The following is a 13,282-nucleotide window of genomic DNA, read 5'->3' on the forward strand; positions in this document are numbered from 1 at the left end:
GATTATTTACATCTCAACCTGACTGAGAGGACTGATGATGGTTCTGCGCTCGGAAATTCTGGTGAACAAAAACGTGCTCCCTACTAAAGAACAAGCTCTGCCCGGCCGCGAAACCCCGATCAAGGTGCCGGACAAACACTTCGTCAACCACAACCCGCTGCTGGGTCCGTTCCCCGGCAACGTCGAGTTCGCCATCTTCGGCCTGGGCTGTTTCTGGGGCGCGGAGCGTCGGTTCTGGCAGCGTGAAGGCGTGTACAGCACCGCCGTGGGTTATGCCGGCGGTTTCACGCCGAACCCGACGTACGAAGAAGTCTGCTCGGGCCTGACCGGCCACAGCGAAGTCGTGCTCGTGGTCTACGAGCCGGAAAAAGTCAGCTACGAAGAGCTGCTGAAGATGTTCTGGGAACTGCACAACCCGACCCAGGGCATGCGCCAGGGCAACGACATCGGCACCCAATACCGTTCGGTGATCTACGCCATCAAACCAGAGCAACTGGAAGCGGCGAAGAAGAGCGCGCAGGTGTTCCAGGCCGAACTGACCAAGGCCGGCAAAGGCATCATCACCACCGAAATCGATGAAGCCCCGACCTTCTACTACGCCGAGGCGTATCACCAGCAATACCTGGCGAAAAACCCTGAAGGCTATTGCGGGATTGGCGGTACCGGCGTGACTTGCCCGATTTAATCGGTCAACAAACCTGTAGGAGCGAGCCTGCTCGCGAAAAACCCGGGTGCACCGCGAAGCATCCGGGTTTACGCGTTATCGTTCACGACCTTCGCGAGCAAGCTCGCTCCTACAGGTACAGAATCAACTCTCGGCAATCAACCAATCCATGCGCCACCCACCCTGGGTCTGCCCGAGCTTCTCGGACAACCACGGCAGCAACTCACGCAACTCTTCCTCCAGCCCCCACGGCGGATTGGCAATCGCCAGCCCGGAACCGTTCAGGCTGTTTGGCGTATCCAGCGGATGCACCAGCAACTCCACGCGCAGCAACTTCGGCGCGCCCGTACCGGCGAGGTCCTGATAGAAACGGCGCAACGCACGCTGGTCCTTCACCGGGTACCAGATCGCCGCCACGGTTTGCCGCATCCGGCCAATCGCCTCTTTCAAGGACGCCGCGCAGCGCTGCATCTCGTCGAGCTGTTCGAACGGCGGGTCGATCAACATCACCGCGCGCTTCTCCGGCACCGGCAGCAAGGCACGCGGCACATGCCAGCCCTCGCCCAAGTGCACCTTGACCCGACGATCGCCGGCCATGTTGTCCTTGAGCAATACGCCGTCTTCCGGGTGCTTCTCATTGAGCAAAACACGATCCTGCGGACGGGTCAGGCGCCGCGCCAACTCCGGCGAGCCCGGGTAATAGCGCAACTGGCCATCCGGGTTCATTTCGTGCAGCACCTGCATGTAATCGGCGGTCAGGAGCGGCAGGTCCGGCTGATCCCACAAACGCGCGATGCCCTCCAGGTACTCACCGGTACGACTGGCCTGATCGCCTTGGAGGTCATACAGACCAATGCCGGCGTGGGTGTCGAGATAGGCAAACGGCTGTTCCTTGCGCGACATCAGGGCGATGAGGCGGGTCAAGGTCAGGTGTTTGAACACATCGGCGTGATTGCCGGCATGGAAGGCGTGACGATAATTCATGGCTGCTCCTGCGAAGGCCGGGAAGTTTACCTTTTACCGGCCGGCAAGTCAGGGGTTGGCGACAGAGCGGCCCCCTACACTACAGCGGCGACCGAGCCCGCAACCGCCGCCCAACCACATCCAGCACATCGCAGCCATCGCGCAACGAAATGGCGCAGAGCAAGGCAAAGTCGCTGAGGATAAAGGACTCGCACTCGATCGAACCGCGCATCGACAGGTTTTCAAGCACCTGGGTGACGGCGCGAATGCGATGGTTGGCCGCGTCATACAAAACATCGAGCGGCGCGTGGGTGTCGACGAACAGGGTGGGCATGTCGCTGCAGTTGCTGGTCAATGCCATGAAGCGGTTGTCGGGATGAGGGGTCGGTTTTTCGTAGGGTGGATCGGGATGTATGGTTTTCATTTTTTAACCTCTGGTAGAAGCGGGGCTACCATCGGCCTTCCTACGGGCTTGGGTGGCAGCCATACGCGGGGTAGGAATATCGAGACCAGAGAACTCGACCACGCCGAAGCGTGCCCGCGCACAGCCGCCGCAACAGATCTTACGGACGCACGTTAGTGGCCGCAAATCAGGTGTCGACACCAAAGCGTTTCAACTGGTCTTAACGGGTTCCTACACCCCATCACTGAATGGTCAGTGACCGCCAAAGACTACCCATGAAACCGACGCGCCAACAGTTCACGAAAACCGTTACGTTTTGAAGGAAATGTCCGAAGACGTTGCCCGGAAATTTCGTGCGCCTGACGTTGCAGTGAACCCAGACCAGCAGCATGACCGACCTGAACTCAAGGCAGACCGGCCAGATCCCAACCCTCAAAAAAAACGGCCCGCCTCCAGTAGGAGACGGGCCGTATCGGTGGATAGAGCTGAGACTCAGCCCACGCTTATCACTTGTTCAAACGGAAATCTGCCTCGGCAGCAGCGAAGCGCGACAGCATGCCGCTAGTCGGGTTACCCAGTTTGCTGACGATGTAGATCGCCAGGCTGGCGAAGATGAAGCCAGGGATGATTTCGTACAGGCCCAGCAGTTCGAAGTGTTTCCACACGATCACGGTGATCGCGCCGACCAGGATACCGGCCAGTGCGCCGTTGCGGGTCATGTCTTTCCAGATCACCGAGATCAGCACGACCGGACCGAATGCAGCACCGAAACCGGCCCATGCATAACTCACCAGCCCCAGTACGCGGTTGCTCGGGTTGGCCGCCAGACCGATCGCGATCAGGGCAACCAGCAGCACCATGGCACGGCCGACCCAGACCAGTTCAACTTGGGAAGCGCTTTTACGCAGGAAGGTTTTGTAGAAGTCTTCGGTCAGGGCGCTGGAGCACACCAGCAGTTGGCAGCTCAGGGTGCTCATCACGGCCGCCAGAATTGCCGACAGCAGGACACCGGCCACCCATGGGTTGAACAGGATTTTCGCCAGTTCGATGAACACGCGCTCATGGTTTTCGGTGACGGCACCGGCCACTTCAGGGTGAGCCGAGAAGTAAGCGATACCGAAGAAACCTACCGCAACGGTGCCGCCCAGGCACAGGATCATCCAGGTCATGGAGATGCGACGGGCGTTGGCAATCGATTTGACCGAATCCGCCGCCATGAAACGCGCGAGGATGTGCGGCTGGCCGAAGTAACCCAGGCCCCAGCCCATCAGCGAGATGATGCCGATGAAGGTCGTGCCCTTGAGCATGTCGAAGTTGCTTGGATCTTGCGCTTCGATGGCCAGGAACGTGGTATCGACGCCACCGGTAGCCAGCAGCACGATGATCGGCGTCAGCAACAAGGCGAAAATCATCAGGGTGGCTTGTACGGTGTCCGTCCAGCTCACTGCCAGGAAACCGCCCACGAAGGTGTAGGCAATCGTCGCCGCAGCACCGGCCCACAGCGCGGTCTCGTAGGACATGCCGAAGGTGCTTTCGAACAGACGGGCACCGGCCACAATGCCGGAAGCGCAGTAGATGGTGAAGAACACCAGGATCACGACCGCAGAGATGATCCGCAGCAGCCCGCTTTTATCTTCGAAACGGCTGGCGAAGTAGTCCGGCAGCGTCAGGGCATCGCCGTTGTGCTCGGTCTGCACGCGCAGACGGCCGGCGACGAACAGCCAGTTCAGGTAGGCACCGATGATCAGGCCGATGGCGATCCAGCTTTCGGACAGACCGGACATGTAGATGGCGCCCGGCAGGCCCATCAACAACCAGCCGCTCATGTCGGATGCGCCCGCGGACAGTGCCGTGACGACGCTGCCCAGGCTACGACCGCCGAGAATGTAGTCAGAAAGGTTGTTGGTGGAGCGATAGGCCATGAAGCCGATCAGCACCATGGCTGCGATGTAGATCACGAACGTGATCAGGGTTGGGTTGCTTACGCTCATTAAGTTACGCCCTGGCTTTGTTTTTATGTAGCGGCGGCTGGTGAACCGCTCGCAAACGATGACGTTTGACAGACGATCCGGGATCCCGCGCATTTATGACTGATGTTTCCCCAGGAAAGCCATCAGCCGGTGCACCAGCCTTTATGACTGGTTGCACCTTGGGGCGCGAATGCTATTCAACAAAGTAAATAAGGTGCAACCCATTTCTGGAGAATTAGTTGCACCTAATCGGATTTTCAGCAAAAGCAGGCCTTTTTGCTCCCTTTTAGCGCAGTAGATACGACGCGATAGAAGCAAAAGCACCAAGCAGGCACAGTACGTTCGTACCAGAATTTATTTCCTGACGAGCTGCTGAATATTCCGACAAAAAAAGGGTTGCACCCGGTTGCACCTCTTTCGGCGCACGGCTAATCTTGCCGCCAGCTGATGCCACGCAGTCGTGGCAAACATGAGGATAAAAACATGGCTACCACCACCCTTGGGGTCAAACTTGATGACCCGACCCGCGAACGCCTCAAGGCTGCCGCGACCTCGATTGATCGCACGCCGCACTGGCTGATCAAGCAGGCAATTTTCAATTACCTGGAGAAACTCGAGGGTGGTGCAACCCTGACCGAGCTGAACGGTTTGACCAGCAAGGACGCTGACGACACGGGCGAAGTCCATGTCGACCACGCGCACCAGTGCTTCCTCGAATTCGCCGAAAGCATCCTGCCGCAATCGGTGCTGCGCGCCTCGATCACCGCCGCTTACCGTCGTCCGGAACCGGAAGTGGTGCCGATGCTGATCGAGCAGGCTCGCCTGCCGGCGCCAATGGCCGAAGCCACCAACAAACTCGCCGCCTCGATTGCCGAAAAACTGCGCAATCAGAAGAGCGCGGGCGGTCGTGCCGGCATCGTTCAAGGCCTGCTGCAGGAATTTTCCCTGTCGTCCCAGGAAGGCGTGGCGCTGATGTGCCTGGCCGAAGCGCTGCTGCGCATCCCGGACAAAGGCACCCGTGACGCACTGATCCGCGACAAGATCAGCACCGGCAACTGGCAGCCACACCTGGGTAACAGCCCTTCGCTGTTCGTCAACGCCGCGACCTGGGGCCTGTTGCTGACCGGCAAACTGGTCTCTACCCATAACGAAACAGGCCTGACCTCGTCCCTGAGCCGCATCATCGGCAAGAGCGGCGAACCGATGATCCGCAAGGGCGTCGACATGGCGATGCGCCTGATGGGCGAGCAGTTCGTCACCGGTGAAACCATCGCCGAAGCCCTGGCCAACGCCAGCAAATTCGAAGCCAAGGGCTTCCGTTACTCCTACGACATGCTCGGTGAAGCCGCGCTGACCGAACACGACGCCCAGAAGTACCTGGCCTCGTACGAACAAGCCATCCACTCGATCGGCAAAGCGTCCCACGGTCGCGGGATTTATGAAGGCCCGGGCATCTCGATCAAGCTGTCGGCCTTGCACCCGCGCTACAGCCGCGCGCAATACGAGCGCGTGATGGACGAGCTGTACCCGCGCCTGCTGTCGCTGACCCTGCTGGCCAAGCAGTACGACATCGGCCTGAACATCGACGCCGAAGAAGCCGACCGCCTCGAGCTGTCGCTGGATCTGCTCGAGCGCCTGTGCTTCGAGCCGCAACTGACCGGCTGGAACGGCATCGGCTTCGTGATCCAGGCTTACCAGAAGCGTTGCCCGTACGTGATCGACTACGTGATCGACCTGGCTCGCCGCAGCCGTCATCGCCTGATGATCCGCCTGGTAAAAGGCGCGTACTGGGACAGCGAAATCAAGCGCGCCCAGGTCGAAGGCCTGGAAGGCTATCCGGTGTACACCCGCAAGGTGTACACCGACGTGTCCTACATCGCTTGCGCACGCAAACTGCTGTCGGTGCCGGAAGTCATCTACCCGCAGTTCGCCACGCACAACGCCCACACCCTGTCGGCCATTTATCACATCGCCGGTCAGAACTATTACCCGGGCCAGTACGAATTCCAGTGCCTGCACGGCATGGGTGAACCGCTGTACGAACAGGTCGTCGGCAAGGTTTCCGAAGGCAAGCTGAACCGTCCGTGCCGCGTGTACGCTCCGGTCGGCACTCACGAAACCCTGCTGGCCTATCTGGTACGTCGCCTGCTGGAAAACGGCGCGAACACTTCGTTCGTCAACCGTATTGCCGACCAGTCGATTTCGATTCAGGAGCTGGTGGCCGATCCAGTGGCCAGCATCGAGCAAATGGCGACGCTGGAAGGCGGCTTCGGCCTGCCGCACCCGCGCATTCCGCTGCCGCGTGACCTGTATGGCGCCGAGCGCGCCAACTCCAGCGGCATCGACATGGCCAACGAACATCGCCTGGCCTCCCTGTCCTGCGCCCTGCTGGCGACCGCGCACAACCACTGGAAAGCCGCGCCGATGCTCGGTTGCGCCTCCAGCACTGAAACCCCTGCGCCGGTGCTGAACCCGTCCGATCTGCGTGACGTGGTCGGCCACGTGCAGGAAGCGACTGTCGAAGACGTCGACAACGCCATCCAGTGCGCACTGAACGCTGCGCCGATCTGGCAGGCCACACCGCCTGCCGAGCGCGCCGCGATCCTGGAACGCGCCGCCGACTTGATGGAAGGCGAGATTCAGCCGCTGATGGGCCTGCTGGCTCGCGAAGCCGGCAAGACCTTCGCCAACGCCATCGCCGAAGTGCGTGAAGCCGTGGACTTCCTGCGTTACTACGCGGTGCAGGCGCGCAACGATTTCACCAACGACGCGCACCGTCCGCTGGGCCCTGTCGTGTGCATCAGCCCGTGGAACTTCCCGTTGGCGATCTTCAGCGGTCAAGTCGCCGCTGCGCTGGCGGCCGGCAACCCGGTACTGGCCAAGCCTGCGGAACAAACCCCGCTGGTCGCCGCTCAAGCCGTGCGCCTGCTGCTCGAAGCCGGGATTCCGGAAGGCGTGCTGCAACTGCTGCCAGGCCGTGGGGAAACCGTCGGTGCCGGCCTGGTGGGCGATGATCGCGTCAAGGGCGTGATGTTCACCGGCTCCACCGAAGTCGCTCGCCTGTTGCAACGCAACATCGCCGGCCGCCTCGACAACCAGGGTCGTCCGATTCCGCTGATCGCCGAAACCGGTGGCCAGAACGCGATGATCGTCGACTCTTCGGCACTGACCGAACAAGTGGTGATCGACGTCGTTTCGTCGGCCTTCGACAGCGCCGGCCAGCGTTGCTCGGCCCTGCGGGTACTGTGCCTGCAGGAAGATTCCGCCGACCGCGTCATCGAAATGCTCAAGGGCGCCATGGCTGAAAGCCGCCTCGGCAACCCCGAGCGCCTGTCCGTGGACATCGGCCCGGTGATCGACGCCGAAGCCAAGGCCGGCATCGAGAAGCACATCCAGGCCATGCGCGACAAAGGTCGCAGCGTGTACCAGGTGGCCATCGCCGATGCCGAAGAAATCAAGCGCGGCACCTTCGTAATGCCAACGCTGATCGAACTGGAAAGCTTCGACGAACTGCAACGGGAGATCTTCGGCCCGGTGCTGCACGTCGTTCGCTACAAGCGCAAAGACATCGACCAACTGATCGGCCAGATCAACGCCTCCGGCTACGGCCTGACCCTGGGCGTGCACACCCGCATCGACGAGACCATCGCCAAGGTGATCGATAACGTCAACGCCGGTAACGTCTACGTCAACCGCAACATCGTCGGTGCCGTGGTGGGCGTCCAGCCGTTCGGCGGCGAAGGCTTGTCGGGTACCGGTCCGAAAGCCGGTGGTCCGCTGTACCTGTACCGCCTGCTGTCGACGCGTCCTACCGATGCGATTGAACAATCCTTCGCCCGTGGCGACGCCATCGCAGCACCGGACGTTCGCTTGCGTGAAACCATGAGCAAACCGCTGACCGCCCTGAAAGCCTGGGCCGACAGCAACAAGCTCGCCGACCTGGGCGCCCTGTGCGCGCAGTTCGCCGCCCAATCGCAAAGCGGCATCACCCGCCTGCTGGCCGGCCCGACCGGCGAGCGCAACAGCTATGCGATCCTGCCGCGCGAGCACGTGCTGTGCCTGGCGGAAGTCGAAGGCGATCTGCTGACGCAACTGGCAGCGGTATTGGCGGTAGGCGGTTCGGCGGTATGGCCGGAAGCTGAACTGACCAAGGCCTTGTTCGCACGCTTGCCGAAGGACATTCAGGCGCGCATCAAGCTGGTTTCCGACTGGAACAAGGATGAAGTGGTGTTTGATGCGGTTCTGCATCATGGCCATTCCGATCAGTTGCGTGCGGTCTGCCAACAAGTGGCCAAGCGTGCCGGCGCCATCGTTGGCGTGCAGGGCTTGTCGCAAGGTGAAACCAACATTGCGCTGGAGCGCCTGGTGATTGAGCGCGCATTGAGCGTCAACACCGCCGCAGCGGGTGGTAACGCCAGCCTGATGACCATCGGTTAAACCGCAACAAGACCGGGCACCTGCAATGGGTGCCCGGTTTGCGCAATCCCTGTGGGAGCGAGCCTGCTCGCGATAGCGGTCTGTCAGCCACATCTTTTTTGGATGTGCAGCCGTCATCGCGAGCAGGCTCGCTCCCACATTTGATTAGCGTTGCCCGCACCCCACCATCACCCTCATCAATCATCCTGTTCAGCCTTTATTCCCACGCCTAGACTCGGCCCATCCCAATAAAAGGTAGGTCGCCATGTCCGAGACGTTGCTCAGTTCCCGCAATCTGGCTTTCGAGCTGTATGAAGTCCTCGATGCCGAGGGCCTGACCCAGCGTGAGCGTTTCGCCGAGCACAATCGCGAAACCTTCGATGCCGCGCTTGGCACCGCCCGCAACATCGCCGAGAAGTTCTTCGCCCCGCACAACCGCAAGGGTGACGAGAACGAACCGCGCTACGAGGACGGTCAGGCGATCCTGATTCCGGAAGTGAAACCGGCGGTGGATGCCTTTCTTGAAGCCGGCTTCCTCAATGCGGCGCGCAGTTTCGAAGCGGGCGGCATGCAACTTCCGACACTGCTGTCCCAGGCCTGCTTCGCGCATTTCCAGTCGGCCAACGCGGCGTCGACCTCGTACCCGTTCCTGACCATGGGCGCGGCGAACCTGATCGAAAGCTTCGGTACCGAGGAGCAGAAGCGCCGCTTCCTGCAACCGATGATCGACGGCCGCTTCTTCGGCACCATGGCCCTGACCGAACCCCATGCCGGCTCATCGCTGTCGGATATTCGGACCCGGGCCGAACCGGCGCCTGACGGCACTTATCGACTCAAGGGCAACAAAATCTTCATCTCCGGCGGCGATCACCCGCTGTCGGAAAACATCGTGCACATGGTGCTGGCCAAGCTGCCGGACGCACCGGCCGGGGTGAAAGGCATTTCGCTGTTTATCGTGCCCAAGTTTCTGGTCAACGATGACGGCAGCCTCGGTCAGCGTAACGACGTTTTGCTCGCTGGGCTGTTCCACAAGATGGGCTGGCGCGGCACTACGTCCACGGCGCTGAACTTCGGCGATAACGGCGAGTGTGTCGGCTATCTGGTGGGCAAGCCGCACCATGGCTTGAGCTACATGTTCCAGATGATGAACGAGGCACGGATCGGTGTCGGCATGGGCGCGGTGATGCTTGGTTACGCCGGTTATCTGTACTCCCTGGCATACGCCCGCGAGCGGCCCCAGGGTCGCGTACCGGACAGCAAGGACCCGAACACCGCGCCGGTGGCGATCATTCAGCACGCCGACGTCAAACGCATGCTGCTGACCCAGAAGGCTTACGTCGAAGGCTCGTTCGACCTCGGGCTGTACGCCGCAAGACTGTTCGATGACACCACCACCCTGGAGACCGAAGCCGAGCGCAAGCAGGCCCATGAACTGCTGGATTTGTTGACGCCGATCGTCAAGTCCTGGCCGTCGGAGTTTTGCCTGAAGGCCAACGAACTGGCGATCCAGATTCTCGGCGGCCACGGCTATACCCGCGAATACCCGGTGGAGCAGTACTACCGCGACAACCGCCTGAACCCGATCCACGAAGGCACCCACGGCATTCAGTCGCTGGACTTGCTGGGGCGCAAACTGGCACAAAACGGTGGCGCAGGGCTCAAGCAACTGATCCGCCTGATCGCCGACACCGGCAAACGTGCACACGCGTTTGAATCGCTGACCGCACTGCGCGAGCCGCTGGAGCAACTGGTGGCGCGCCTGCAGGCCGTGACCATCGGCCTGCTGACCGATCTGGCCCAGGGCAAGGTTAACAGCAGCCTGGCGAACTCGGCGCTGTACCTGAAAGTGTTCGGGCATACGGTGATTGGCTGGCGCTGGCTGGAACAGGCGATCCGCGCCGAGGAAGGACTGGCCAAGGGCAACGCGGCGGATGTGAGCTTCTATAAAGGCAAGCTGCAAGCGGCGCGGTACTTCCTGACCTGGGAAGTGCCGGCTTGCCATCATGAACTGACAATTCTTGAGGCTCGGGATGATGTGTGTCTGGGCATGCAGGATGAGTGGTTCTGATCCCAGCCTTGTGCTGTAGCTGACATCCATTCGCTGGCAAGCCAGCTCCCACAGGAATCCCTGTTGTTCACAAAACCTGTGTTCAACACACAAACCCTGTGGGAGCGGGCTTGCCCGCGAAGCCGTTACCACAGTCAACACATCAACTGAGTTTGAACCCACCCATCTGCCGCGCCAGATCATCCGCCAGCCGCTGCAGCGTCTGACAGTCCTCCCGACAAGCCCGGACCTCCCCCGCCGTCGCCCGCGCCAGATCGGAGATGCCCTGCACGTTGCGGTTGATCTCTTCGGTCACTGCCGACTGCTCTTCCGTCGCCGTCGCCACTTGGTGGTTCATGTCGCTGATACGCTCGACCTGCCCGGTAATCGCGGTCAACGATGCCCCGGTGCGCTGGCTCGACTCAACCCCGGTGCCGGTCGCGGCCTGCCCGGAATGCATCGACGACACCGCATTCTCCGCGCCTTGCTTGAGGCTGCCGATCATCTGCTGAATCTCGTCGGTGGACGTTTGCGTGCGTCGTGCCAGGGTCCGCACTTCATCGGCCACCACGGCGAATCCACGCCCCATGTCACCGGCCCGCGCCGCCTCGATGGCGGCGTTCAGCGCCAGCAAATTGGTCTGCTCGGAGATGCCGCGAATCACCGCCAATACCTGATCGATGGAGGCCACCTGATTGGCCAATTCGCCCACGGCGCTGGCGGCAACGCCGATTTCATCGGACATGCTCTCGATGTGCCGGATAGACCCACCCACCACTTCCCGTGCCTGCAACGCCTCATCGCGAGCGTTTTGCGAAGCGACGGCTGCATTGCCGGCGTTCTGCGCGATTTCCTGCACGGTCAGGCCCATTTCATGAACCGCCGTGGCGACCATGTCGGTCATTTCCTGCTGACGCCCGGAGCGCTCGGCCGTGTTATCCACCACCCGCGCCACTTGGCCGACCGCTGTGCGCAATTGCTCGCTGGTGGTCAGCACTTCACCGATCATGTTGCGCTGACTGTCGAGGAAGCAATTGAAGCCGCGAGCCAGATCACCCAGCTCATCGGCGCGGCTGGAATCTAACCGTTGGGTCAAATCTCCACCACCGCTACCAATGGCCACCAATGCCGCTGTTACCTGACGAATCGGCCGGACCAACCCACGGGCCAGCAACACCACCAGCAACAGGCACACCAGCGCCACCGCCAGGCCAATGCCGCTGCTCATCCACAGGGCGCGACGGGCTTCGGCGTAGATCTGCGACTGCGGCACTTCGGCCACCAGGGTCCAGCCCAGGTCGCGCAGCGGCAGGCTCAATGCCAGGAAATCCTCGCCATCACGCACAAAGCCACTGTGGGTGGCAGACGTTTTGGAGGTAGAGGGTTGACCCATCACCGTTTGGGCGGCTGACGCGCCGATCTGCTCGGCCAAGGTGCGTTTGCCGCTGAACTGCGCCTCGGGATGAACCTGGATCAAACCGTCGGAACGCACGAGATAGACCTTGCCGCGCTCGCCGAAGTTGAAATTGTGGATCAGCTCCGACAGCTCTTTCATGCTCAGGCCAAGGCCGGCAACGCCCACGACTTTGCCGGCCTTCTCGACTTTAAGGTCGATGAAAAGCGCCAATTCTCCGGTGGCCGTGTCGTTGTCGATATTGAGGGTGCGCGGCTGGTTGCTGTCGAGGAATGAATAGAACCAGGCATCCTTGGGGTTGGTACGGCTGAGGGTGCGGTCCAGGCCTTTTTCGGTGAAGTAATGGTTGGAGGCAGTCCCGACAATCAGCGCGGTAAAGGCTTTGTGTTCGGCCCTGATGCCTTCGAGGTACGTGGTGAACGTCGCGCTCTGGGCACTGTTTTCACCCTCGGCCAGCCAGTCGCGCACCATGCTGTTGCTGGCGATGTCCTTGGCGGCGGTGAGGGGCTGAACGAGGATGCGCTCGATGTCGTTGCGCATCGCTTCGATGCTTGACGGTAGAGCTTGTTCGACCAGATAGCGCTCGGCGAGGCGGTTGACCACGAGGGTATAAATGCCAACCACAATCAGAATGCTGACCAGCAGGGCGGTGCCCATGCTCAGGATCAACTGCCATTGAATACTGCGTCGCCAGAACTGCATGGAGCACCCCCAAAGAATAAGAGGCTGAAACACTGCAACAGCCGTGCCGATTGTATACAACTAAATCGACAATTTATTCTTTGGTTGTGCGCAAAGCCGATCAGGCCTGATTGATCGTCTTGGAGATCACTTCAACCGTGGCGCTGACTTGCTCTTGGTAACGGTCGAGTTCGAGCTTGTGTTGCTTCTGCATTTCGATCTGCTGCGAGCACAGGTTCATCGCGGCCAGCACCAGCAGTCGGTCACCGATCAGCGTCGGGTACTTCCTTTTGGTTTCGGCCAGGGCAGCCTTGAGCATCATTGCAGCGTCCAGCAGGGTTTGCTCTTCCCCGGCCGGCGCCTTGATCGAATAGTCCTCCCCCAGAATCGAGACGACTCTTACCCCTGCGGCGTTGTAACTCATGCGTTGACTGGGCCTGCGCTGACGCGCTCAACCAGAGCCTGGATGCGGGCTGCGGTGGCGCCTTGCTTCTCTTCCTGCTCCATCAGGCTCAGTTGCAGGCTTTCGTTTTCATCTTTGGCCTGGGCCAGTTCTGCGCTCAGGGCCTGGTTGGTGCTGAGCAGGCCCTGGTTCTGTTGCACCAGGTCGCTGACCAGTTGTTCCAATTGGCTAAGGGATGCTTCCAACATTTTGATTTTTCCGGGGTTTTCAAAGGGCGCGTACGATAAAGAAAAGTCACGGTGGATGCCAGGGTTATACGGG

The 13,282-nt window shown here is 60.8% G+C and carries 9 protein-coding genes and 1 pseudogene; 3 read left to right on the plus strand and 7 right to left on the minus strand.

Annotated features, from left to right (window positions below):
- Nucleotides 1-37: 37 nt before the first annotated feature.
- A complete protein-coding gene (gene msrA / locus BLV61_RS13065) occupies nucleotides 38-685 on the plus strand; it encodes a peptide-methionine (S)-S-oxide reductase MsrA (RefSeq protein ID WP_090469893.1) in 648 nt (215 codons plus the stop codon).
- 123 nt (nucleotides 686-808) lie between these two features.
- On the opposite strand, the gene BLV61_RS13070 is transcribed toward msrA, so the two are convergent.
- The 3 genes from BLV61_RS13070 to putP all read right to left on the minus strand — a co-directional run bounded on the left by BLV61_RS13070 (nucleotide 809) and on the right by putP (nucleotide 4,021).
- Entirely contained in the window at nucleotides 809-1,648 is an 840-nt protein-coding gene (locus BLV61_RS13070) for a 23S rRNA (adenine(2030)-N(6))-methyltransferase RlmJ (protein WP_090465531.1), read from the minus strand.
- 79 nt (nucleotides 1,649-1,727) lie between these two features.
- On the minus strand, nucleotides 1,728-2,051 hold the full coding sequence (locus BLV61_RS13075) for a hypothetical protein (protein ID WP_090465534.1): 324 nt from the start codon (nucleotides 2,049-2,051) through the stop codon (nucleotides 1,728-1,730).
- A 485-nt stretch (nucleotides 2,052-2,536) separates the two neighbouring features.
- Nucleotides 2,537-4,021, minus strand: coding sequence for a sodium/proline symporter PutP (gene putP / locus BLV61_RS13080; RefSeq protein ID WP_047536576.1), 1,485 nt, complete (start codon nucleotides 4,019-4,021; stop codon nucleotides 2,537-2,539).
- A 462-nt stretch (nucleotides 4,022-4,483) separates the two neighbouring features.
- Between putP and putA the strand changes: the two genes are divergently transcribed.
- Complete coding sequence (gene putA, locus BLV61_RS13085) at nucleotides 4,484-8,437, plus strand: trifunctional transcriptional regulator/proline dehydrogenase/L-glutamate gamma-semialdehyde dehydrogenase (RefSeq protein ID WP_090465537.1); 3,954 nt, start codon at nucleotides 4,484-4,486, stop codon at nucleotides 8,435-8,437.
- Nucleotides 8,438-8,681: 244 nt separating this feature from the next.
- Nucleotides 8,682-10,484: an acyl-CoA dehydrogenase gene (locus BLV61_RS13090; protein WP_090465540.1), complete on the plus strand. Its 1,803-nt coding sequence runs from the start codon at nucleotides 8,682-8,684 to the stop codon at nucleotides 10,482-10,484.
- A 142-nt stretch (nucleotides 10,485-10,626) separates the two neighbouring features.
- On the opposite strand, the gene BLV61_RS32075 is transcribed toward BLV61_RS13090, so the two are convergent.
- From BLV61_RS32075 to BLV61_RS13105, 4 genes and pseudogenes are all read right to left on the minus strand, one after another.
- Nucleotides 10,627-11,472, minus strand: coding sequence for a methyl-accepting chemotaxis protein (locus BLV61_RS32075; RefSeq protein WP_404943273.1), 846 nt, complete (start codon nucleotides 11,470-11,472; stop codon nucleotides 10,627-10,629).
- Between the two features lie 36 nt (nucleotides 11,473-11,508).
- Nucleotides 11,509-12,579 (minus strand): annotated as a pseudogene (locus BLV61_RS32080) (HAMP domain-containing protein); the annotation flags it as partial.
- 100 nt (nucleotides 12,580-12,679) lie between these two features.
- A complete protein-coding gene (locus BLV61_RS13100) occupies nucleotides 12,680-12,982 on the minus strand; it encodes a cell division protein ZapA (RefSeq protein ID WP_090465546.1) in 303 nt (100 codons plus the stop codon).
- Nucleotides 12,979-13,209 (minus strand): hypothetical protein, encoded by a 231-nt coding sequence (locus tag BLV61_RS13105; RefSeq protein WP_090465549.1) that lies wholly within the window; start codon nucleotides 13,207-13,209, stop codon nucleotides 12,979-12,981. Before BLV61_RS13105 ends, BLV61_RS13100 begins: the two co-directional genes overlap by 4 nt.
- Between the last annotated feature and the right edge of the window lie 73 nt (nucleotides 13,210-13,282).

Source organism: Pseudomonas mohnii (genome assembly GCF_900105115.1).
Lineage (GTDB): Bacteria > Pseudomonadota > Gammaproteobacteria > Pseudomonadales > Pseudomonadaceae > Aquipseudomonas > Aquipseudomonas mohnii.